Source organism: Streptomyces sp. NPDC036813 (assembly GCF_055609245.1).
In genome coordinates this window covers 706,758-728,363 of sequence record NZ_JBVJPV010000001.1, presented here as the reverse complement: position 1 = coordinate 728,363, position 21,606 = coordinate 706,758, and the positions used below count along the sequence as shown (strand labels likewise).

The following is a 21,606-nucleotide window of genomic DNA, read 5'->3' as shown; positions in this document are numbered from 1 at the left end:
CACGCGTCACATCGCCTCGTCGGTGGTGTGGCAGAGCAGCAGACAGACGTCGTCGTCACGGTCGGAGTCGTGCAGCAGCGGTTTGAGCACGGACTCGGCCGCCGCGTCGAGATCGTGCCCCAGTTCCGCCGCACCGAGCCCGCCGAGCACCTGGGCCAGTCGCTCGATTCCCGGGTCGATCCCGTGCGCTCGGCGTTCGACCAGCCCGTCGGTGTACAGGGCGAGGGTGGAATCCGGTGGCAGGTCGACAGCGTGTTCCCGGTACGCGTAGGGCATCGGGACCCCGAGCATGATCCCGGGTCTGGTGTCGAGCAGACGCACGGTGCCGTCGGCGTACCGCACGATCGGGGGCGGGTGTCCGGCAGCCGCCCAGGTGACGGTGGTCTCGCCGGGACGGAAGCGGGCCACGGCCGCCGTCGCGTACAGCTCGTGCTGCTGGTGGCGCAGCATGGCGTGCAGCCGGGTGAGGATCTCCGCCGGGCCTTCGCCCTCGACGGCATAGGCACGCAACGCCGTGCGCAGCTGGCCCATGAGGACGGCGGCGCGCAGTCCGTGACCGGTGACGTCGCCTATGACGGCGAGCAGACTGCCGTCGGGCTGCGTGAAGGCGTCGTACCAGTCCCCGCCGATGTTCAGCCCGTGGGTGGCGGGCAGGTATCGCGCCGCCAGCCGAAGGCCCCGGGCCGTGGGCAGGTCGGTGAGCTGCGCCCGTTGCAGGGCCTCGGCGACGTCGCGGTGCTGTTCGTAGCGCCGGGCGTGGTCGAGGGCGATACCGACGCGGCGGGCCAGCTCGATCAGCATGACGCAGGCGTCCGGGTCGAAGCGGGGCCCCGGCGCGGTCAGGGTGAGGACACCGACGAGTCCGCGGGCGGTGAGGGGGATGGACAGCAGCGCCCTGTCCGGGGCCAGCGCGGACGGCGGGAGGTCGGCGATGCCGGGCGCGCCGCTCGGGTGGCCGGCGGCATGCTGCGGTCGGCCGGTGCGAGCGGCGATCACCGCGCAGGCGGGACGCACCTGGGTCGCGTCGGTGAAGTCGTCCCGCTGCTCGTCGCCGAAGAGCCAGACGTCGAGGTGCTCGGCGAAGTCCGGAACCAGCAGTCCGGACAGGCGACGCACGATGTCCTCGGGGTGGAGGGAGGCGGTCACCGCCGCGCTGGCGTCGGCGAGGAAGGTGAGCAGACCGCGCGCGTTCTCCGCCTCGGCGCGTGCCTGCCGCTCCGCGTCGAGCAGTTCCCGCTGGGCGAGTGCGGCGGCGTCCAGCTCGGCGTGCAGGGCCAGGACACCCTGGTTGGTGTGGTGCATCTCCTCGCGGTGGAAACGGACCAGATCCAGGTGCTCGTCGAGCCGGCGCAGAACCTCCGCGGTGTCCTCGTCCGCGGCGAGCAGGGCCTCGGCGAGGTCGGTGGTGTCAGCGTGCGGCCGACGGCCGGGGCTCGGACCTCCGGGTCCGCGGAAGCTGATCGTCTGCTGCCACCCGGAATCGTGTCCGTCACGTCCCGGGCACACCAGGACCGCGCGTACCTGCCCGGGCTCGTGGGGCGTCGCCGGCTGGAGACCGATCCGCAGCTCGGCGTGCTCGCCCTGCGCGAGGCACCGGCGCAGCCGCGTCGACAGACCGGTGACGAAGCGCAGGCGGTCGAGCGCGGGTACGTCGGCGTCCGCCAGGAGCCGGGCCAGGGCGGTCCGGGCTGCTGCCGCGTCGTGGGAGGAGCGGATCGTCCAGACATCGGGAGCGGTCATGGGGGTCCGTTCAGCGGTCGGGGACGAGTACGGCCACGCTGGTGTCGTCGCGCAGGAGCCGGTCGGCGCTGCGGGCGTCCCGCACGACGGACGCGGCGATCACAGCCGGGTCATGGGCGAACAGCCGCGGATCGGTGGGGGGTGTCCAGCGGCTGGGCAGGCCGTCGCTGTGCAGGAGGAACACGCTGTCGGCCTGCCAGGGCATCCGGCGCACGGGGGGTCGCGCGGGGAAATGGGCGCCGACGATGCCCGGGTGGGACAGGAGCGACTGCCATGAGTCGCCGACGCGCAGGCGTGCACCGACATTGCCGACTCCGCAGAAGGTGAACAGGCCCGTGGCCTCGTCGAGTTGCCCTACGGCCACGGCCGCCCCGCGGGTGGGCCGCAACGCCCCGTGCAGGCCGCGCAGGATTTCGTCGGGCGGCAGGCCGGCGGTACGGCGCAGCTGTGCCACCGCCGTGGTCGAGGCGTACGCGGCCTTGGGCCCGTGGCCGAGTCCGTCGGCCAGCATCATGGTGAGGCGGGTGCCGCAACGCACCCAGGTGAAGGCGTCGCCCGAGTGCTCGGCCAGACCCAGCGGGACGTTGATCCCGCCGACGCGCTCACCGGTGCGGCGGCCCGGCGGGACGGCCTGCCGAGCGGCGGGCGGTGAGCCGACGCCCTCTACGGGCAGGGAGCCGACGCCCTCTGCGGGCAAGGGGCCGACGCCCTCTGCGGGCAGGGGGCCGACGCGCGCGACGGCGACCGTGCCCCGGTCGTGCTCGCCGTACAGGTCGAAGGCGTTCGCATGCCGCAGGCACGCCTCCAGTCCGGCTCCGCGCGAGGCCGGGTGCGTGGTGAAGCCGTCCCTGAGGGCCGCCTTCACGTCGGCGATGCCGGGCCCGTGATCGAGGGAGGCGATCTGCACCCACGCCTCGTCGGTGCGGGCGTCGGCGTCGGGCGGGGCGACGAGATGGATCACGGTGTGCCCTCCTCCCGCGTGCTTGAGGGCGTTGGTCGCGAGCTCCGTGGCCACTTGGACCGCAGTCGCCGTACGCCGTGCGTCGAGCCGTGCCCGGGCGCAGGCCGCCTCGGTGGCGACCCGTACGTCGCGCACCCGCGTGGTGTCGGGGACCGGGACGTCCCACACGCGGCTCATCGGGCACCCGGGCGGGGGGAAGGCCGACCGGAGAGCCAGACCGCGATGGTGACGGTGGTGCCCTGTCCGGGCCGGCTCTCGATGCTGAAGTCCTGCACGAGCCGCTGGGCACCGCTCAGCCCGAGACCGAGGCCACCGCCCGTGGTGTAGCCGTCGGTCATCGCTTTCTCGATGTCGCGGATACCCGGCCCCTCGTCGGTGAAGGACAGCCGCAGGCCCTGGGACTGCCCGTCGTCCAGCGGGGTCAGCTCCATGTGGCCGCCCCCGCCGTGGATGAGGGTGTTGCGGGCGAGTTCGCTGGCGGCGGTGATGAGCTTGGTCTGCTGGACCAGACTCAGACCTAGGTCGGCCGCGGCCTGCCGGACCAGTTGCCGCGCCCAGGCCAGGTCGGCGTCCGAACCGATCGGGATCGTCGTCGTGGCGGCGAGTCGGGCACGCATCAGGCGCCCCTCTCCGGGGCGGCGGGCGGTCCGGCCGACGGTGCCCGGCCCAGCAGGGCCAGCGCTCGGCCGACGTTCAGAACGGTGTGCACGCCGGGCAGGGTGAGGCCCAGCTCGGCCAGCGTGATCGCCACGGCGGGCCGCATCCCCGCCAGCACCGTGGACACCGCGAGCAGTCGGCCGCAGGCGGCGATCTCGGCGAGGACCCGTCCCAGGAACGAGTCGACGATCTCCACCCCGGAGATGTCGATGACCACGGCGCGCACCGGTCGGCGGGCGGCGCGCTGCGCGATGTCCTGCCGCAGTCGTTCTGCCGCTCGGTCCTCGAGTTCCCCTTGCAGGGTGACCAGCAGGACGTCCCCCAGTGCCAGGACCGGCACCGCGGTCGCGTGGCCGGCGGGGGACGAGGTCACGGGCGGCCGAACAGGGCGGGTGCCCGGGAGGACACTTCGACGCCCTGCTTGCTCAGTGCGTACGCCAGGGCGTCGGCCAGGCTGCTGCGCGTGATGATCGTTCCCAGGTCGATGCCGAGGTGGACCATGGTCTGCGCGATCGCGGGGCGGATGCCGGAGACGATGCACTCGGCTCCCATGAGCCGGGCGGCGGCCACCGTCTTCATCAGGTGCTGGGCGACGAGGGAGTCGACCGTGGGCACGCCGGTGATGTCCAGGATCGCGAAGTCGGCCTCCTGGTCGACGATCGCCTCCAGCAGGTTCTCCATGACGACCTGGCTGCGGGCGCTGTCGAGGGTGCCGATCAGCGGGACGGCCACGACACCCTCCCAGAGCTTGATGACGGGGGTGGCCACCTCGAGAAGCTGCTGGCGCTGCCGCTCGATGAGTTCCTCGCCGGCGCTGAGCGTGGTCTCCATGACCACCAGCCGCAGGGTGCCCATCACCAGCGCCAGCGCGAGGGCACACTCCTGCGCGTCGGCTTCGGAGTCGTCGGGGAACTCGCCGCGCAGGAGCTCGGCGGCCGAGGCCCGCAGAGCGGCGACCTCGTCGGCGATCTGCGCCGCTGTCGATCCGCTGCGGGTACGGGAGGCCGCCATCCGCCCCAGCTGGTCGCGGGCCGCCTGGAACCCGGGCGCCGTGATGTCCTCCAGCCGGCCGGTGGCCGCGACGGCGGCCAGGGCGGCCACCACGGCCTTGCAGGCCTCCACCGCCTCGTCGCGCGAGACGGTGAACACGGTACGGAACAGGGCCGCGTCCGCCCAGCGCTGGGCGAGCTGCTCCCGTCGTCGTTCCAGGAAGGCAGCCAGTCTCCGCGCCGCCGATTCCCGGGTCGCGTCCTGCTCCGACACCTGCATCTTCTCCTTCGGTACAGGGTCCACGCCCCCTGATCGGCTCATCCACCGCCGATTATTGCCGCATGACAAACATTAGCGCCGGGCGGGTGACACGAACAACACACGACCGCAATTCGCGAACGGCACGTCGCGAACGGCACGTCGCGAACGGCGCCGGCGGTCACCGCCCCCGCCAGTCGAGGCAGACCACCAGCGCGTCGTCGTCCGGGACGGACCGGCCGCGGTGGCCGGTCAGCTCCCGCAGGATGGCCCGGGGCACCTCGGCGGCGGGCAGCAGACGGGTGGCCTGGATCGCCCGGGCCAGCGCGGTGTCGCCGTAGGGCTCCCCCTTGGGGGAGGCGACGGCGTACACCCCGTCACTGACGAAGATCAGACGGTCACCGGGCTCGGCCTGGAACTCCTGGACGACGTAGTCGGTCTCCTCGAACATGCCGAGCGGCAGCTGTGCCTCGAAGGGGACCCGTTCCACCACGCCGCCCCGCAGCCGCAGCATCTGCGGCGAGCCCGCGTCCACCACCCGCGCGCGGCCGGTGGCGAGTTCGAAGTCGAGCATCAGCACCGACAGATAGCAGCGACCCCGGTAGTGCGCGTAGACCGCCTGATCGGCGAGTGCCGCCTGGTCGGCGATGGAGATACCGGCCCGCCGTGCGTTGCGCAGCGCGTTGATCGCCAGGTTGGTCAGCAGGGAGGCCTCGATCCCCTCCCCCATGCCGTTGGTGACGTAGAGCATGAGGCGGTCGCCGGTCAGGGACCAGTCGAAGTTGTCCCCGAAGATCGCGTATGCGGGCTCCAGCTGAGCGCCCAGTTCGTACTCCGGGCGTGCGCAGGAGCGCCCCGGCAGCAACTGCCACTGCATCTCCGCGGCCAGGGTGAGCCGGTCCTTGCGGCGTGCCTGCAGGTACAGGTCGGTGTCCCGCTCGGCCACGATCACCTCGTGTCCGAGGACCTCGGCGATCTCCGCGAGTTCCGCGAGGCACTCCTTGACGTGCCCGCCGTCCGGCAGGGTGACCGACAGCACACCGAGCCGGTCGCCCCGCACGGTGACCGGCAGGTGGACCCGCGCCAGGCCCTCGCCGAGCGTCTCCACGAAAGGCTGCTGGGCTCCGAACGCCCGGCCGGGCGGGCTGTTGTGCACCGACACCGGCTCCAGGGTGTGTGGCAGCACCGAGACCGGTTGCAGCACGGTGAGGCTGTAGTCGGCCATCAACAGCTCGACGGACTCCGCCGCGTACTGCTCCAGCAGTACACGACGGACGGCGTCGAGCAGCTCGTGCGGAGCCGCCGTACGTACAGCGCGTTCAGCGACCACAAATCTCTTCACGATGGAAAAAACACCAATCCTTTGCCGGTGGATTACCGGACATCACTCGGGGACTTCGGTCGTGCGATCCGTCTACCCGGTTGCCGGGTCATCAGTAGCCGACCCGCTCGCCTAGTACGCTGGCTGCCGTCCCAGCGCCTACGAGAGTGTGACCGTGACGTCCTTCCGCGCCCGCCCCCAGCCCGACGAGGTCGCGCGCGTGACCTCCACGGCCGCGGAGCTGCTGGAAGTGGTCTGGGGCCGGGCCTCCACCGCGCCCGCTTCCGCGTCCCAGCTGCGTGTGCTGCTCATCCTCGAGCACCACGAGGGCATCAATCTGCGCACCCTGGCCGACTCCCTGGCCTCCACGCCTCCCTCGACCAGCCGGCTCTGCGACCGGCTGCAGGCCGCCGGCTTCGTCGACCGTGAAACCAGCCCCGCCGACCGGCGCGAGGTACGCCTGCACCTGAGCAGTCGCGGCCGCGCCTTCCTCGCCGACCTGCGCGAGCGGAGGCAACGGGAGCTGCAGGCAGTGCTGGACATGATGCCCGCGGCGAAGCGCGCAGCCCTTCTGGAGGGCCTGGATGCCTTCTGTGACGCCGTTTCGACGCAGATACGCCATGACGCCGACGAAACCGAAGCCGACAGCCGGTCCGCCTGAGACGTAGAGCGCGACCCCGGGTCCGCCGGCACCCACCGGCGCGGGCCGCCGGCGCACGGAACAGTGCCCGCCCACCGGAACATCCCAGATCCTTCCCGCGCACGTACGACACGGCTACTTTGTTGCCTCACGACTATTATTGTCAAACAGCAACAGTCATGGGTGCCCGCCCCGGAGTCCCGGGTGCGGGCCTGCCCCGAGGGCAGGGACGGGCATTCGCGATGTCCCGGCCTCATGCGCTGCACTAGGGTGAACAGCCGTGGCGAGAGTGCGGTTGAGCGTGGCGGAGCGGCGGGAGGAGATCCTGCGGGCCGCCGTGGAGCAGATCGAGGAGCGGGGCGTGGCGGCGGTGCGGATCGCCGACGTCGCCCAGGCGCTCGGCGTGAGCAACGCGCTGGTGCTGTACCACTTCTCCACCAAGGAGAAGCTGGTCGCGGCGGCCTTCGCGTACGCCGCCGAGGCCGACCTCGCCCGCCTGCGGGAGCTGCTCGGCCGCCGTACCACCGCGCTGCGCCGGCTGCGCGCGGCAGTGCGCTGGTACGCGCCGACGGGGCAGGCCAAGGGGTGGCGGCTGTGGATCGAGGGCTGGTCGGCGGCGCTGCGCGAGCCGCCGTTGCGCCAGGTGGGCCGCGACCTGGACCGGCAGTGGAAGGCGGCGCTCGCCGAGGTCGTCGCGGAAGGGGTGGCCGCGGGTGAGTTCACCTGCCCCGACCCGGCCGCCGCCGCGCTGCGGCTGACGGCTCTGCTGGACGGGCTGGCGGTGCAGCTGACCGCGTACGGCGGCACGGTCTCGCGTATCCGGGCGCAGGAGTGGGTCGATGAGGCGCTGGCCCGCGAACTCGGGCTGACCCGGGAGGCGTTGATCGCGCAGGGTCGGTGAGCGAGACCACCGCGGGGGTGCCGCCAGGCGATCCGGAGCAGCCTCGTAGAGTCCCGGGGTGAACCAACTGCACGCATCCGACCCCGATTTGCCGATGCTGACGGGGCCACAGGCCGCGCGGCTGCGCTCCCTCGCCGTCGACCAGCTGCGCGCCCGGCACGGCGATGTCGTCGTCACCGGCGCGGACGTCCTGCACGACGGGCGCCGCAGCCCGCTCACGACCCTGGCCCAACGCTGCCGCGACGTACCCGAGGATCACTGGCCGGAGCTGGTCCGGCAGCACTTCACGCGCCTGGAGAACGCCTCGCGGGGCGACGAGGACGCCGAGGAGCTGCTGCGCGGTACACGGCTGCGGCTGCTGCCCGACGACGCGTTCCCCGAGGAGGCGGCGGGCGGCTTCCGTTACGTACTCCCGGTCGCCGACGGGCTCCTCGCGGCCCTCGCCCTGGACACCGACGACTCGGTGCGCGTCCTGCACGACGGCGACGTGGCCCGGGTGGGCGCCGAACGGCTGTGGGCGGCGGGCCGGGCGAACCTGCTCGCCGAGCCCGTGCGGCACGAGGAGGTGCGCACCGCGTCGGGGGCGGTGCTGCACTCGGTGTACGGCGACTCGCACTTCGTCGCGAGCAGGGCGCTGGCGCTGCCGGAACTGGTGCGGGAGGTGACCGGCCGGGACCTGCCGGAAGCCGGCGCGCTGGTGGCCGTACCGACGCGGCATCTGCTCGCGTTCCATCCGATCGTGGACGGTACGGTCGTGGACGCGGTCAACGACCTGGGCGCCTACGCGCTGGGCGCCTGCCAGGACGGGCCGGGCTCGCTCACCCCGCGGCTGTACTGGTGGCACCGGGGACGGCTGGTGTGTCTCACGCACATCGACGAGGGGACGCGCTCGCTGTCCGTGCGGGCCCCGCAGGAGCTGCTGGGCCTGATGAAGGGGCTGCGCGGCGGCCTGCAACCCTCCCCCTTCGCCGCGGCGCTCGCGCACGCCCACGCGCAGGCCGCCGACGACCCCACCGCGGTGAAGCCGGAGAGCTGGGAGGCGTGGGTGCGCGCCATGCAGGAAGGCACCGCGCTGTTCACCACGCCGCAGGCCCCGCAGGGCGACGGGCGTGCCTGGCTGGAGGCGTTCTGGCTGGCGCTGGTGTGCCGGGAGGGCGAGCGGCTGACGCGGCTGAGCCAGGTACCGGTGGAGCAGCTGCGCCGGGCCGGTGACGCGGACGACTACCTCTTCCACTGGATCGGCACGCTGCAGGCCTTCGTCCTGCGGCGTCCCATGGACGAGGTCGCCGACCGGCTGGTCACCACGATCAAGACGTCCGACCCGCAGGTGGCGACCCGCACCCCGGCCGAGTTCCTGAACCTGGTCGACTACCAGCCGATCGCGCTGTTCCACCGGTTCATCGCGCGCGACCAGGAGAAGTTCGCGGCCGCCCTAGCCGAGGCGCTCGCACACCACGCCCGCTACTGGCAGGGGTCCGCCGAGCCGCGCTCGCTGGTCGCCCTGGGTCCGCTGGCGCTCGCCTGCGTGGCCCACGACTCGGGCTTCCCGGTGGACACGTCGTCGCCGTACTTGCCCAAGCACCTCGTACTGGGGTCGTGGTACGGGGAGTTCCCGACCTGACGGCGCGGACGAGGGACGGTGGCGGTACGGCACCGCCCCTCGCCGCCCGGCTCAGGCGACGGCCGCGATCCGCATCTTGATGTCGTCGGGGGACAACGTGCCCTTGGCGGTCACATGGTCGCCGGAGGACTCGCCGCGCAGCCGCCGCCCGATCCACGGCACCAGGTACTCGCGCGCCCAGTGGACGTCGTCGCGCCGGACGTCGAGCGTGCCGCGCGGCGGCAGCGGCGGCCAGGCCTGCTCGGGGTCGGCCGGGATCCTCAGGCTGAGTGCCTGGCCGGCCCGCAGCGCCACGCGCGTGTGCCCCTCGGGCGACAGGTGCAGCCGGTCGTCGTCCCAGGCGCGCCGGTCCTGCACGGACTTCAGCGACCACAGGTCGAGCACCGGGCAGCCGTAGCGGTCGGCGATGGCCCGGACGTGCCCGTTGTAGGTGGCGATCTTGCCGCGCAGATGCTTGAGCAGCGGGACCCCCCGGGTGTCGAAGCCGGTCGTCACCATGACGGTGCCGGCCACGGCGGCGAGCTGCGCGACCGCCTTCTCGAACCGCTCGGCGACCTCGTCGGGGTCGGTGCCGGGGCGGATGATGTCGTTGCCGCCGGCACAGAACGACACCAGGTCGGGGGCGAGTTCGACGGCCCTCGGAACCTGGTCGGCCACGATCTGGTCGAGCAGTTTGCCGCGCACCGCGAGGTTCGTGTAGGTGAAGTCTCCCTCGGGCCGCCGGTCGGCGAGGAGTACGGCGAAACGGTCGGCCCAGCCCACGAACTGCCCGTCGGGGCCGGGGTCACCGACGCCCTCGGTGAAGCTGTCCCCCACCGCCACGTACGACCCGATCACTGCTCTGCTGTCACTCTTCGAATCGTCTGCCACAGCAGACCATGATTCACCCTTGAATGTGACCTACGCGACCGTAGGCAAGGGTTGACGGGCGGTGAGATAAGCCACTCCACGTGTCCGGCCGTGTCGGGAATAAGCGCCCCGGTAGTAACGGCCGTGAGGCGCCGGCCGGCCCGGGCACACCGAAGGCCGGACACCCGTGGATCGGGGTCCGGCCTTGGTGGCGTGTCAGACGAGTGGCCGCCGGGGCGGCGCGGGGTCAGCCGACGGTGACGCCGTGGGCGCGCAGGTAGGCGACCGGGTCCACGTCGGAGCCGTAGTTCGGCGTGGTGCGGATCTCGAAGTGCAGGTGCGGGCCGGTCACGTTGCCGGTCGCACCGGACAGGCCGAGCTGCTGACCCGCGGTGACGCTCTGGCCGGCCGAGACGGAGATCTGCGACAGGTGGGCGTACTGGGCGTAGTAGCCGTCGTTCAGCTTGATGACGACCTGGTTGCCGTAAGCGCCGCCCCAGCCGGCGGAGACGACGGTGCCGGCGCCGACGGCCTTGACGGTGGTGCCGGTCGGGACGACGAAGTCGACGCCGGTGTGGTAGCCGCTGGCCCACATGCTGCCGGGGGTGTGGTAGGCGGTGCCGATGGTGGCGCCGCTGACCGGCAGGGTGAAGCCGGTGGCGGTGCTCGTCGACTGGGCCGGCTTGGCGGCCTTCGCGGGCTTGGCGGCGGGCTTGTGCGCGGGCGCCTCGCTCTTGTGCGACGGCGCGGCCTTGTGCGCCACGGCGGCCTTCTTGCCGAGGGTCAGCTTCAGACCGGGGTGGATGAGCGACGGGTCGCTGCCGACGGCCTCGCGGTTGTCCTCGTACAGCTTCTTCCAGCCGCCGGCGACGTGCTGCTCGTTCGCGATCTTCGACAGGTAGTCGCCGGACTTGACGGTGTAGACGCGCACGCCGGACTGCGGCGCCTTCTTCTCGGCGGACGGCAGGCTCTGGACGGCCTTGCCGGACACCGACTGGGCGGCGGTCTGCGGCGTGGCCGCGTGCGCGCCGGCGGCCCCCATGAGCGGCAGCGCGAGGGCGGCGCCACCGGTGCCGGCGACGGCGAGAGTACGGGCGAAACGCTGGGACTTCGGACGACGGTGCTTACCCTTTGCGGGCATGGCGCTTTTCCTCTCCGGCGCCTGCGAGGTGAGCTGTCGGGTTCGGGCTGGAGATGCCCGGCCGCGCTGGGCGCGGCTTCACCCCATAGCCGTTCCGGGAACCGGAACAGGCGGTCGTACCTGTGGGTCCCCCGCTCCTGCCGTGCGTCGGGTGGGTGGGTGCGGTGCGCCGGACGGCGGCAGGATTCGGCGTCCGTCCGGATTCGGTGGGGAACGTAAGCGAGCAGGACGCACGGGGACAAGCGAAAGGTTGCGTGAACGGGCGTTTGTCGTGATCCAATACCGGAATGCACCGTCACACTGTGTGCATTCGATCTGCTTTCAGTTCGTCAATTCACCAGGAAATGCGCCGCCATTACGTGGACATGACGTACGACGGACGGTCACGGTTATGACCCTCCTCACGCGGGCGAATTCCAGGGACCCTCAAATCATTGCCAGTTGGAAGGAAGGCGCCAATTCGGGCAGAAGGCTCAGATGCGACGTGAGTGGATATCCGTCCCATTCGACCGCCGTCGCCGTGGAGGCGGGGACAACCGGTTGCCCCGGGAATCCATGTCGTATCGTCGAAGGGCAGCCCGTCGGCCATTCGAGCCGCGTCGGCGGGTACGAGCGGGAGGAGCCCTTCGTGACGCAGCAGGTGCCGTCGACCGAACCCGAGCTGACCGGAGTGCGCAACTTCCGAGACGTGGGCGGGCTGCCCACGGTCGACGGACGGCGGGTGCGGCACGGCGTGCTGTTCCGCAGCGGCCACCTCGCCCACGCCACGCCCGAGGACGCGGCGTACCTCTCCTCACTGGGGCTGCACACGATCTTCGACTTCCGCAACGCGGCCGACCAGAAGCTGGAGGGTCCGGACGTCGAGCTGCCGGGCGTGCGCAACGTCAACCTGCCGCTGTCGGACCCGGCGGACGGCGCCGAGTTCTGGAAGATGGTCCGCGACGGCGATCTCGACCAGCTGCGCGGCATCCTCGCCGACGGCAAGGGCGCGAACCGGATGATCGCCTCCTACCGCACGATCATCAAGGAGCGCACCGACGAGCACTCCCGGGTGCTGCACGCGCTCGCCGAGGACAACGTCCCGGCCCTGATGCACTGCGCCGCCGGCAAGGACCGTGCCGGCCTGTCGATAGCGGTCACCCTGCTCGCCCTGGGGGTGGAGAAGGACGCCATCGTCGAGGACTATCTGAAGTCCAACGAGAAGCACCGCCGGTACAAGGTGCGCCGCAGCGGCTCGGCTCAGTCGGCCTACACCCCCGAGGTGATGGAGCTGCTCAGCCCGCTCTTCGACGCGCGCGCCGAGTACCTCACGGCGGCCATGGAGACCATCGAGGAGACCTGGGGCGGCGTCGACGCCTACCTGGAGCAGGGGCTGCGGCTCACCCCGGAGAACCGGGAGCGGCTGCGGGCGCGCCTGCTCGACTGACCGCCCCGGCGCCCGATCGGCGCCGGGGCGCTCACGGCGGTACGTCTACTGCTGGGCACCCAGCTCGAACAGCAGCCAGATGAACCCGGCCAGGACATGCCCGACGGCGATGTAGATGATGAGCCGGATCCACAGGGTCCGGGGGAACTTCTCCTCGAAGTTGCTCATCGTGCCTCTCCAGGGTGGGCGGGCCCCAGGCACAGCGTGGCCGTGGGGCTCTGCAGCAGGGTGTGGACGAACAGGAGCTCCAGGCCCCCGGGGTCGTCGGCGGCGATCCGGTGCGGGGTCAGCGAGTCGAAGTGCGCGCTGTCCCCCGGGCCGAGCCGGTGGGTGGTGTCCCCGAGACGCAGCCTGAGCCGTCCGGCCAGGACGTACAGCCACTCCTCGCCGGGATGCACGCGCACGATGTCGCCCTGCGCGCCGTACGGCACCCGGACCCGCAGGGCCTGCATGCCGCGGCCGGGCGCGCCGGCCTGCCAGTACGTCCAGCCGCCGGCCGCCGTCGGTTCCATGTCCGCGGCGCGCACCACGGCGTCCCGCTCGGCGACGTTCTCGCCGAGCAGCTCCGAGACGGTCGTACCGTAGATACGGGCCAGCGCGAGCAGCATCGGCAGCGAGGGCTGGCGCTGTCCGGTCTCCAGACGGGACAGATGGGCCGGTGACAGTCCGGCGGCGCGGGCGGCGGCCTCCAGGGTGAGGCCGGCGCGGCGGCGCAGGGACCGCAGCTGCGGGGCCACCGCGGGCAGGTCGCCGGCCGGTTCCGCGGGGGGCTCGGAGGAGCTCATGTCTCCATTCAGCCGCAGGCTTGCCTCTGCGGCAAATTTCTTGCCTCAGAGGCAAAGCGCCCGCACAGCCCCCCGGGCCGCCCAGACCACCGGGCCCGCCGCGTCCGCCGCTACCGGTTCGTCACGGCCTGCTTGATCAGCGTCTTGCCGAAGTCCCACATCAGACCGTTGCCGCTGTGGGCGTCGTCCATCACGGCGGTGAAGGCGTCGACGAACCGGTCCACGTCCGCCTCGTCGATGATCAGCGGCGGGATCAGCTTGATCACCTCCAGGTGGTCGCCGGAGACCTGGGTGAGGATCCGGTGCCGCTGGAGCAGCGGTACGACGACCATCTGCGCGAAGAGGCCCTTGCGGGCGGCCTGGAGCATGGTCCAGCGGCTGCGCAGCTTCAGCGAGGCGGGCCGGCCGAACTCGACGCCGATCATCAGCCCACGACCGCGGACGTCGGCGAGCAGTTCGTACTTCTCGGTCAGCGCGGCGAGCCGGGACTTCAGCAGCTCTCCGGTCCTGCGCACCCCGGCGACGATCTGCTCCTGCTCCATGACCGACAGCACGGCGAGGCCGCACGCCATGGCCTGGGCGTTGGACCCGAAGCTCGCCGAGTGGACCAGGACGCGGTCCATGGACGAGTAGACCTTCTTGAAGATCCACTCCTTGCCCACGGTGGCGCCGACCGGCACATAGCCGCCGGAGAGGGCCTTGGCGACGCAGACCAGGTCGGGTTCGACGCCGTCCTCGTGCTGGTAGGCGTAGAAGTCGCCGGTGCGGCCGAGGCCGGTCTGCACCTCGTCGGCGATGAGCAGCGCCTTGTGCCGGCGCAGCAGCTCCTGCGCGGCGCGCAGATAGCCGGGCGGGGCCTCGTGCACGCCCTTGCCCTGGATCGGCTCGACGATCAGGGCGGCGACGTCGCCCTTGCGCAGCTCCCTCGCGAGCGCGTCGAGGTCGCCGAGCGGGACCGCCGTGTCGGGCAGCAGCGGGGCGAAGCCGTCCCGGAAGCCGGACTCGCCGTTGACCGACAGCGAGCCGGTGGTCAGCCCGTGGAAGGCGTGGTCGCAGTACAGGACACGCGGCTTGCCGGTGGCGTACCGGGCGAACTTCAGGGCGGTCTCGACGGCCTCGGTGCCGCTGTTGCCGAAGAACACGCGGTCCAGGTGGGGGCTGTGCGCGAGCAGCCGTTCGGCGAGCAGGCCGGGCAGCGGCTGGCAGTCGAAGCGGGTCAGGTCGGCGAGGTCGAGGTCGAGGACGTCGTGCAGCGCCTTGCGGACGACGGGGTGGTGGCGGCCGAGGCCCATCACTCCGAATCCGGCGAGCATGTCCAGGTAGTCGTTGCCCTCGGCGTCGAAGAAGTGGGCGCCCTCGGCGCGCTCGTAGACCTTGTCGAAGCCGATGGTGCGCAGCATGCGCGGGAGCTGCGGGTTGAGGTGCCGCGCGTGCAGCTCGTAGCGTTCGGCTCCACGCTCGGCGAGCAGGGCGCCGAGGTCGAACTCGGTGGTCATTCACTCTCCTTGACTGTGCCGTCGAGGTCCATGACGGCCAGGCTGGCGCTGATCCGGCCGGCCACCTCGACGGGCGTGAGGCCGATGTCGGCCAGCACCTCGCCGCGCTTGGCGTGCGCGAGGAACTGCTCCGGGATGCCGAAGCGCCGTACCGGCACGTCCACGTCGGCGTCGCCGAGGGCGAGGGCCACCGCGCTGCCGACGCCCGCGGCGCGGCTGTTGTCCTCGACGACGGCGACCAGCCGGTGCTCGGCCGCGAGGCCCGGCAGCGCCGGGTCGACGGGCTTGACCCAGCGTGGGTCGACGACCGTGCAGCCGATGCCCCGCGCGGCCAGCAGCTCCGCGGCCTTCAGGCACACCGGCGCCATCACACCGACCGCGACGAGGAGGACCTGGGGGCTCTCGGCGGAGCGGTGCAGCACGTCGAGGCCGCCCACGCGGTCGATCGCCGGGATCGACGCCCCGACGGACTCCTTCGGGAAACGGACCAGGGTCGGCGCGTCGTCCACGGCGACGGCCTCGCGCAGCTGGGCGCGCAGCTGGTCGGCGTCGCGCGGCGCGGCGATCCTGAGGCCGGGCACGACCTGGAGGACGGACATGTCCCACATGCCGTTGTGGGAGGGCCCGTCGACCCCGGTGACGCCGGCCCGGTCGAGGACGAAGGTCACTCCGCAGCGGTGCAGGGCGACGTCCATCAGCAGTTGGTCGAAGGCGCGGTTGAGGAACGTGGCGTAGACGGCGACGACCGGGTGCAGTCCGCCGGTGGCCAGGCCGGCCGCGGAGACGGCCGCGTGCTGCTCGGCGATGCCGACGTCCCACACCCGGTCCGGGAAACGGGCGGCGAACTTGCCGAGGCCGACCGGGTGCAGCATGGCCGCCGTGATCGCTACGACGTCGTCCCGTTCCTCGCCGATCCTGACGATCTCGTCGCCGAACACCGAGGTCCACGAGGGCCCGTCGGAGGGGACGAGCGGCGCGCAGGTGAGCGGGTCGATGACGCCGACGGTGTGGAAGTGGTCCTCCTCGTTGCGCAGGGCGGGTTCGTAGCCGCGCCCCTTGACCGTGAGGCAGTGCACCAGCACCGGGCCGTGGAACCGCTTGGCGCGCCTGAGGGCCGACTCGACGGCCCGGATGTCGTGCCCGTCGATGGGGCCGACGTACTTCAGACCGAGGTCCTCGAACATGCCCTGCGGTGCGAAGGCGTCCTTGAAGCCCTTCTTCGCGCCGTGCAGGGACTCGTAGATCGTGTTGCCCACGACGGGGGTGCGCAGCAGCACGTCCTTGCCCCAGGCGAGGACCTTCTCGTAGGAGTCGGTGGTGCGCAGGGTCGCGAGGTGGTTGGCGAGACCGCCGATGGTCGGGGCATAGGAGCGCTCGTTGTCGTTGACGACGATGATCAGCGGCCGGTCCTTGGCCGCGGCGATGTTGTTCAGCGCCTCCCAGGCCATGCCGCCGGTCAGCGCGCCGTCGCCGATCACCGCGACGACGTGGCCCTTCTCCCCCTGCACCTGACGGGCCTTGGCGAGTCCGTCGGCCCAGCCGAGCGCGGTGGAGGCGTGGCTGTTCTCGATGACGTCGTGCTCGGACTCCTCGCGCGAGGGGTAGCCGGACAGGCCGCCCTTGCCGCGCAGCTTGGAGAAGTCCTGACGCCCAGTCAGCAGTTTGTGGACGTAGGACTGGTGGCCGGTGTCCCACAGGATGCGGTCGGCCGGCGACTCGAAGACCCGGTGCAGGGCGATGGTCAGCTCCACCACGCCCAGATTGGGCCCGAGGTGTCCGCCGGTCCGGGTGACCGCCTGCACCAGGAACTCGCGTATCTCCTCGCTCAGTGCGCCCAGTTCCGCCTCGGACAGCGCCTTCAGGTCGCGTGGTTGCCGGATGGTCTCCAGGATCGTCACGCTCGGGCCCCCTCTCGGTCCGTGCCGTATGTCAACTCACCGTCACTGCCGGTGTCCCGGTGGCGGGTGCGGAGCCCTCCCGCTCCATCTGCTCGGCGATCTTCATCGCCTCTTCGATCAGCGTCTCGACGATCTTCGACTCGGGGACGGTCCTGACGACCTCGCCCTTGACGAAGATCTGGCCCTTGCCGTTGCCGGAGGCGACGCCCAGGTCCGCCTCCCGCGCCTCGCCGGGGCCGTTGACCACGCACCCCATCACGGCCACCCGCAGGGGCACTTCCATGCCCTCCAGGCCGGCCGTGACCTCGTCGGCGAGCTTGTAGACGTCGACCTGGGCGCGGCCGCAGGACGGACACGAGACGATCTCCAGCCGGCGCTCCTTCAGCCCCAGGGACCGCAGGATCTGGATGCCGACCTTGACCTCCTCGGCGGGCGGCGCGGACAGCGACACCCGGATGGTGTCGCCGATGCCCTGCGAGAGCAGGGCGCCGAAGGCCACGGCCGACTTGATCGTGCCCTGGAAGGCGGGGCCGGCCTCGGTGACGCCGAGGTGGAGGGGGTAGTCGCACTGCTCGGCGAGCCGGCGGTAGGCCTCGATCATGACGACCGGGTCGTTGTGCTTGACCGAGATCTTGATGTCGCGGAAGTCGTGCTCCTCGAAGAGGGACGCCTCCCACAGGGCCGATTCCACAAGGGCCTCGGGGGTCGCCTTGCCGTACTTCTGGAGCAGGCGCCGGTCCAGCGAGCCGGCGTTGACGCCGATGCGGATCGGGGTGCCGTGGTCCTTGGCGGCCTTGGCGATCTCCCTGACCTTGTCGTCGAACTGCTTGATGTTGCCGGGGTTGACGCGGACGGCGGCGCAGCCGGCCTCGATCGCGGCGAAGACGTACTTCGGCTGGAAGTGGATGTCGGCGATCACCGGGATCTGCGACTTGCGCGCGATCGTCGCGAGCGCGTCGGCGTCGTCCTGCGTGGGGCAGGCCACGCGCACGATCTGGCAGCCGGAGGCGGTGAGCTCGGCGATCTGCTGGAGCGTGGCGCCGATGTCGGACGTACGGGTCGTCGTCATCGACTGCACCGACACCGGGGCCCCGCCCCCGACCGGCACCGGCCCGACGTGGATCTGCCGCGACACGCGCCGCGCGGCGACCGGCCGGGCCGGTACCTCGGGGACCCCCAGGGAGACGGCGGTCATCGCCTCACTCCCGGTTCCCGGAGACGGTCTCGCGCATGGCGCGCAGGGACTCCTTGAGCGATCCCATGGTGGCCAGCACGGCGGTGGGCTCGTAGCCGCAGTGCGCCATGCAGTTGGCGCAGCGCGGGTCCTTGCCGCGGCCGTACTTGTCCCAGTCGGTGTCCTCGATCAGCTCGCGGTACGTCGGGACGTACCCGTCGCTCATCAGGTAGCAGGGGCGCTGCCAGCCGAAGAGGGAGTAGTTGGGGATCGCCCAGGCGGTGCACGGGAAGTCGACCTTGCCCTCGAGGAAGTCGAGGAACAGTGGGGAGTGGTTGAGCCGCCAGCGCCTGCGGTTGCCGCCCGCGAAGGCCTTCTTGAACAGCTCGCGGGTCTGCTCGACGCCGAGGAAGTGCTCCTGGTCCGGGGCCTTCTCGTAGGCGTAGGCGGGCGAGATCATCATCTCGTCGACCTTCAGGTCGTCGTTGAGGAAGTTGAGCACCTCGATGATGGTCTGCGGGGTGTCGGTGTTGAAGAAGGTGGAGTTGGTGGTCACCCGGAAGCCGCGTCGCTTGGCCTCCTTGATGGCTTCCACGGCCTCGTCGAACACGCCCTCCTTCGCCACGGACTCGTCGTGCCGCTCGCGCAGCCCGTCGATGTGCACGGCGAAGGCGAAGTACGGGGAGGGCGTGAACTTGTCCATCTTCTTGCGCAGCAGCATGGCGTTGGTGCACAGGAAGACGTATTTGCGCTTGGCCACCAACTGGCGCACGATCTCGTCGATCTGAGGGTGCATCAGGGGCTCGCCGCCCGCGATGGACACCATCGGCGCACCCGACTCGAGTACGGCGCCCACGGCCTGCGCCACCGGCATGCGCTGCTTCAGCACGCCCGCCGGGTGCTGGATCTTGCCGCAGCCCTCGCACTTGAGGTTGCAGGCGAAAAGCGGTTCCAGCTCCACGATCAGCGGGAACTTGTCCCGCTTGCGCAGCTTCTGTTCGGCCAGGTATGTAGCGACCTTGATGGACTGGCGCAGCGGCATGGCCATCTGGCTCACCTCCGGGGGAGCAGCACATTGCGGTGCCATTCGAAGAAAGTAGGCAATACGGATCGAAGAACGCGGAAAGCCGATATTCCCCCGCGCACCGTGCCGATCCGGACGAGCTCATGTTCTGGAGCGTCCACGACCACCCGGACGGCCGCAACCGGGCGCTCACCGGCCCGGACGGCGCTGAAGAGCGTGGCCGCCGATTCCATGTCGACGGCGATCGCCCCGCCGGCGGCGAGCGCGGACCGTTCGGCGCCGCGTACGACGTGGTCGGAGCCGGTGAGCGGGCCGGTGTGGACGGTACGCCCGGGCAGAGTGCGGGAGAGTTCCTTCACCAGGAGTTCGGTGCCGACGCAGGGAACGGTCGAGCGCGGGTCCCGGGCCTCCTCGGCGACGACCAGGTCACCGGGGTGCATCCCGGGGGCGAGCCCGGCGCAGAAGCCGGTGGCGAGGACGGCGGCGTCGGTCAGCGCCGGGTCGGTCAGGGCCCGCTCGACCGCCCGCTCGGCCGCCTTGGGCCCCATGCCGGTGCGCAGCACGGTGACCGGCCCGCCCGCCCCGCTCTTGTCGCCGGCGCGCAGGGCGAGGTGCTCGATGCCGAGCGCGCAGGCGATCAGCAGCGGGGCGGGGGCGGGCTGGGTGCTCATCAGGTCCCCTTGGCCCCGGCGCGGGCCCGGTGTGCGGGGAGCCGGTCGGCGAATGGGTCGCCGTGGACGTACCGGCCGAGCGCGGTGAGCGGGAACACCTGCCGGTACAGGTGGTAGTTGATGGAGAAGTCCCAGGGGAAGCCGGTGCCGGTGAAGTAGGGCTCGTCCCAGGAGCCGTCCTCCCGCTGGGTCGAGGCGAGCCATGCGACGCCGCGTTCGACCGCCTTGGAGTCCTGCTCCCCCGCCGCGAGCAGCGCCATCAGTGCCCACGCCGTCTGGGAGGCGGTGGAGGCGCCCTTGCCGCTCCACTCCTTGCTGTCCTGGTAGGAGCGCAGGTCCTCGCCCCAGCCGCCGTCGTCGTTCTGCACGGACTCCAGCCAGGTCACGGCCCGCCGGATCGCGGGGTGCGAGCCGGGCAGCCCGGCGGCGGTGAGTGCGGGGACGACGGAGCCGGTGCCGTAGACGTAGTTGACGCCCCAGCGGCCGAACCACGAGCCGTCCGGCTCCTGTTCGGCCAGCAGCCACTCGATGCCGCGGCGGGTGCGCGGGTCGTGCGCGAGCCCCTCGACGGCGAGCATCTCCACCACGTGCGCGGTGACGTCGGCCGAGGGCGGGTCGATGACCTCGCCGAAGTCGCAGAACGGCAGCCGGTTCGGGAAGGGGCTGGTGTTGTCGGCGTCGAAGGCGCCCCAGGCGCCGTTCTTCGACTGCATGCCGAGGTTCCAGCGCACGCCGCGGGAGATGGCCTTCTCGACGCGCTCGGGGTCGTGGTGCGCGACCCGGCGCAGCGCGAGGACGACCTCGGCGGTGTCGTCGATGTCGGGGTAGTTGTCGTTGTGGAACTCGAACGCCCAGCCGCCGGGCGGGAGTCCGGGCCGCTTCACCGACCAGTCGCCGGGGCGCACGATCTGCTCGCCCAGCATCCAGTCGGCGGCCTTGACCAGTTGCGGGTGGTCGGCGGGCACTCCGGCGTCGGCGAGCGCGATGGTGGCCAGGCACGTGTCCCACACGGGCGACTGACACGCCTCGATCATCCGGGCGCCGTCCTCGCGCCACACGGCGAAACGGTCCAGCGACTCCAGGCCCGCGCGCATGACCGGGTGCTGGAGGTCGTAGCCGAGCAGGTACAGCGCGATGACCGAGTACACGGCCGGGGGCTGGATGCCGCCCCAGCAGCCGTCGTTCTCCTGGCGCTCGATGATCCAGCGGGCGGCGGTGTCCATCGCGGCCTTGCGCAGCCGCTTGGGGACGACTCTGCGCAGGGCGTGCAGGCCCTTGTCCAGGCGCTGGAAGGCGCCGTCCCAACTGGCCACGGGCGCGAGCGGCCTGGGCGGGTTGGGCTGGGCCGGGTCGGTGTGCAGCTCGTCCAGCGCGAAGGGCGCGGGGCGTACCGGGCGCTTGGCGGAGACGACGGTGAGCGGCACGATCGTCTGGCGGGCCCAGCAGCCGAAGTCGTAGATGTTGAGCGGGAGCCAGTGCGGGAACCAGATCAGTTCCGGCGGGAGTTCGGGCAGGTCCTCCCACTTCCACCAGCCGAACAGGGCCAGCCAGATCCGGGTGAAGACGCGGGCCGCGGCGATGCCGCCCTGCTCGCGGATCCAGGCGGATGCCCGGGCCATGTGCGGGGCGTCGACCGCGTCGCCGGCCAGCCGCAGGGCGACGTACGCCTCGACGGTGGCGGACAGGTCTCCGGGGCCGCCGTAGAAGGTGGCCCAGGTGCCGTCCTCGCGCTGCTCGCCGCGGATGAACAGGGCGGCGGCGCGGGTGGTCGCCTCGTCGCGGATGCCCAGGAACTGGCGCAGCAGCAGGTCCTCGGCGTCCATCGTGACGTTCGTCTCGAGGTCGCCCTTCCACCAGCCCTCGGCGTCCTGCTTCGAGAGCAGGAAGTCGGTGGCGCGCCGTACGGCGCGGGTGGCGGCTTCGTGCACCCCGGCCGCCCCGGGGGTGTGGGTGTCGGTTTCGCTGGCCGCGGCAGCGCGGGACGGCAAGGTCGCCCCGGTGCTTCCGTCGGTCGTCGCTGTCATGGCTTCCCCTTCGTGCAGTCGTGCGAGTC

The 21,606-nt window shown here is 71.7% G+C and carries 20 protein-coding genes and 1 riboswitch; of the genes, 4 read left to right on the top strand and 16 right to left on the bottom strand.

What is annotated here, in order from left to right; translation table 11 throughout:
- Positions 1-6 precede the first annotated feature (6 nt).
- The 6 genes from ACZ67Q_RS03100 to ACZ67Q_RS03075 form a co-directional block, all read right to left on the bottom strand.
- Positions 7-1,740, bottom strand: coding sequence for a PP2C family protein-serine/threonine phosphatase (locus ACZ67Q_RS03100; protein WP_471175581.1), 1,734 nt, complete (start codon positions 1,738-1,740; stop codon positions 7-9).
- 10 nt (positions 1,741-1,750) lie between these two features.
- The gene (locus ACZ67Q_RS03095; protein WP_471175579.1) at positions 1,751-2,878 is read right to left on the bottom strand and encodes a SpoIIE family protein phosphatase; all 1,128 of its coding nucleotides are present in this window, start codon (positions 2,876-2,878) and stop codon (positions 1,751-1,753) included.
- A complete protein-coding gene (locus ACZ67Q_RS03090) occupies positions 2,875-3,318 on the bottom strand; it encodes an ATP-binding protein (protein WP_471175577.1) in 444 nt (147 codons plus the stop codon). Before ACZ67Q_RS03090 ends, ACZ67Q_RS03095 begins: the two co-directional genes overlap by 4 nt.
- The gene (locus ACZ67Q_RS03085) at positions 3,318-3,731 is read right to left on the bottom strand and encodes an STAS domain-containing protein (RefSeq protein WP_471175575.1); all 414 of its coding nucleotides are present in this window, start codon (positions 3,729-3,731) and stop codon (positions 3,318-3,320) included. Before ACZ67Q_RS03085 ends, ACZ67Q_RS03090 begins: the two co-directional genes overlap by 1 nt.
- A complete protein-coding gene (locus ACZ67Q_RS03080) occupies positions 3,728-4,627 on the bottom strand; it encodes an STAS domain-containing protein (RefSeq protein WP_471176013.1) in 900 nt (299 codons plus the stop codon). Before ACZ67Q_RS03080 ends, ACZ67Q_RS03085 begins: the two co-directional genes overlap by 4 nt.
- A 160-nt stretch (positions 4,628-4,787) precedes the next feature.
- Entirely contained in the window at positions 4,788-5,936 is a 1,149-nt protein-coding gene (locus ACZ67Q_RS03075) for a PP2C family protein-serine/threonine phosphatase (protein WP_471175573.1), read from the bottom strand.
- A gap of 160 nt (positions 5,937-6,096) precedes the next feature.
- Between ACZ67Q_RS03075 and ACZ67Q_RS03070 the strand changes: the two genes are divergently transcribed.
- The 3 genes from ACZ67Q_RS03070 (at position 6,097) to ACZ67Q_RS03060 (ending at position 9,089) form a co-directional block, all read left to right on the top strand.
- Positions 6,097-6,588: a MarR family transcriptional regulator gene (locus ACZ67Q_RS03070; protein WP_471175571.1), complete on the top strand. Its 492-nt coding sequence runs from the start codon at positions 6,097-6,099 to the stop codon at positions 6,586-6,588.
- A 259-nt stretch (positions 6,589-6,847) separates the two neighbouring features.
- Positions 6,848-7,468, top strand: a complete 621-nt coding sequence (locus ACZ67Q_RS03065) for a TetR/AcrR family transcriptional regulator (RefSeq protein WP_471175569.1) — start codon at positions 6,848-6,850, stop codon at positions 7,466-7,468.
- Between the two features lie 58 nt (positions 7,469-7,526).
- Positions 7,527-9,089, top strand: a complete 1,563-nt coding sequence (locus ACZ67Q_RS03060; protein ID WP_471175567.1) for an immunity 49 family protein — start codon at positions 7,527-7,529, stop codon at positions 9,087-9,089.
- A gap of 51 nt (positions 9,090-9,140) precedes the next feature.
- Here ACZ67Q_RS03060 and ACZ67Q_RS03055 read toward each other — a convergent pair whose 3' ends face one another.
- Both ACZ67Q_RS03055 and ACZ67Q_RS03050 read right to left on the bottom strand, forming a co-directional pair.
- Positions 9,141-9,926, bottom strand: coding sequence for an SGNH/GDSL hydrolase family protein (locus ACZ67Q_RS03055; protein ID WP_471176011.1), 786 nt, complete (start codon positions 9,924-9,926; stop codon positions 9,141-9,143).
- A 259-nt stretch (positions 9,927-10,185) separates the two neighbouring features.
- Positions 10,186-11,079, bottom strand: coding sequence for a M23 family metallopeptidase (locus ACZ67Q_RS03050; RefSeq protein WP_471175565.1), 894 nt, complete (start codon positions 11,077-11,079; stop codon positions 10,186-10,188).
- 5 nt (positions 11,080-11,084) lie between these two features.
- Positions 11,085-11,240: riboswitch (cyclic di-AMP (ydaO/yuaA leader) on the bottom strand.
- A gap of 467 nt (positions 11,241-11,707) precedes the next feature.
- Here ACZ67Q_RS03050 and ACZ67Q_RS03045 point away from each other — a divergent pair.
- Entirely contained in the window at positions 11,708-12,505 is a 798-nt protein-coding gene (locus ACZ67Q_RS03045; RefSeq protein WP_471175563.1) for a tyrosine-protein phosphatase, read from the top strand.
- A gap of 45 nt (positions 12,506-12,550) precedes the next feature.
- Here the strand turns inward: ACZ67Q_RS03045 and ACZ67Q_RS03040 are convergent, their stop codons facing one another.
- From ACZ67Q_RS03040 to shc, 8 genes are all read right to left on the bottom strand, one after another.
- Positions 12,551-12,673 carry a DUF6126 family protein gene (locus tag ACZ67Q_RS03040; protein WP_361629179.1) on the bottom strand — a complete coding sequence of 41 codons (123 nt, stop codon included), beginning with the start codon at positions 12,671-12,673 and terminating at the stop codon, positions 12,551-12,553.
- Complete coding sequence (locus tag ACZ67Q_RS03035) at positions 12,670-13,290, bottom strand: helix-turn-helix domain-containing protein (protein WP_471175561.1); 621 nt, start codon at positions 13,288-13,290, stop codon at positions 12,670-12,672. The genes ACZ67Q_RS03040 and ACZ67Q_RS03035 overlap by 4 nt, the downstream gene beginning before the upstream one ends.
- A gap of 110 nt (positions 13,291-13,400) precedes the next feature.
- Entirely contained in the window at positions 13,401-14,786 is a 1,386-nt protein-coding gene (locus tag ACZ67Q_RS03030; protein ID WP_471175559.1) for an aspartate aminotransferase family protein, read from the bottom strand.
- On the bottom strand, positions 14,783-16,684 hold the full coding sequence (dxs, locus tag ACZ67Q_RS03025; protein WP_471175557.1) for a 1-deoxy-D-xylulose-5-phosphate synthase: 1,902 nt from the start codon (positions 16,682-16,684) through the stop codon (positions 14,783-14,785). The genes ACZ67Q_RS03030 and dxs overlap by 4 nt, the downstream gene beginning before the upstream one ends.
- 31 nt (positions 16,685-16,715) lie before the next feature.
- The gene (gene ispG, locus ACZ67Q_RS03020) at positions 16,716-17,879 is read right to left on the bottom strand and encodes a flavodoxin-dependent (E)-4-hydroxy-3-methylbut-2-enyl-diphosphate synthase (RefSeq protein WP_471175555.1); all 1,164 of its coding nucleotides are present in this window, start codon (positions 17,877-17,879) and stop codon (positions 16,716-16,718) included.
- 4 nt (positions 17,880-17,883) lie between these two features.
- Positions 17,884-18,906 carry an adenosyl-hopene transferase HpnH gene (hpnH, locus tag ACZ67Q_RS03015; RefSeq protein ID WP_471175553.1) on the bottom strand — a complete coding sequence of 341 codons (1,023 nt, stop codon included), beginning with the start codon at positions 18,904-18,906 and terminating at the stop codon, positions 17,884-17,886.
- Positions 18,907-18,911: 5 nt separating this feature from the next.
- Entirely contained in the window at positions 18,912-19,553 is a 642-nt protein-coding gene (locus ACZ67Q_RS03010) for a phosphorylase family protein (protein WP_471175551.1), read from the bottom strand.
- Entirely contained in the window at positions 19,553-21,577 is a 2,025-nt protein-coding gene (shc, locus tag ACZ67Q_RS03005) for a squalene--hopene cyclase (RefSeq protein ID WP_471175549.1), read from the bottom strand. The genes ACZ67Q_RS03010 and shc overlap by 1 nt, the downstream gene beginning before the upstream one ends.
- Positions 21,578-21,606: the final 29 nt, after the last annotated feature.

Coding starts and splice junctions, on each gene's coding strand:
- ACZ67Q_RS03100 (WP_471175581.1), bottom strand. CDS start 1,740: ATGACCGCTCCCGATGTCTGGACGATCCGCTCCTCCCACGACGCGGCA.
- ACZ67Q_RS03095 (WP_471175579.1), bottom strand. CDS start 2,878: ATGAGCCGCGTGTGGGACGTCCCGGTCCCCGACACCACGCGGGTGCGC.
- ACZ67Q_RS03090 (WP_471175577.1), bottom strand. CDS start 3,318: ATGCGTGCCCGACTCGCCGCCACGACGACGATCCCGATCGGTTCGGAC.
- ACZ67Q_RS03080 (WP_471176013.1), bottom strand. CDS start 4,627: ATGCAGGTGTCGGAGCAGGACGCGACCCGGGAATCGGCGGCGCGGAGA.
- ACZ67Q_RS03050 (WP_471175565.1), bottom strand. CDS start 11,079: ATGCCCGCAAAGGGTAAGCACCGTCGTCCGAAGTCCCAGCGTTTCGCC.
- ACZ67Q_RS03040 (WP_361629179.1), bottom strand. CDS start 12,673: ATGAGCAACTTCGAGGAGAAGTTCCCCCGGACCCTGTGGATCCGGCTC.
- ACZ67Q_RS03035 (WP_471175561.1), bottom strand. CDS start 13,290: ATGAGCTCCTCCGAGCCCCCCGCGGAACCGGCCGGCGACCTGCCCGCG.
- ACZ67Q_RS03030 (WP_471175559.1), bottom strand. CDS start 14,786: ATGACCACCGAGTTCGACCTCGGCGCCCTGCTCGCCGAGCGTGGAGCC.
- ispG (WP_471175555.1), bottom strand. CDS start 17,879: ATGACCGCCGTCTCCCTGGGGGTCCCCGAGGTACCGGCCCGGCCGGTC.
- hpnH (WP_471175553.1), bottom strand. CDS start 18,906: ATGGCCATGCCGCTGCGCCAGTCCATCAAGGTCGCTACATACCTGGCC.
- ACZ67Q_RS03010 (WP_471175551.1), bottom strand. CDS start 19,553: ATGAGCACCCAGCCCGCCCCCGCCCCGCTGCTGATCGCCTGCGCGCTC.
- shc (WP_471175549.1), bottom strand. CDS start 21,577: ATGACAGCGACGACCGACGGAAGCACCGGGGCGACCTTGCCGTCCCGC.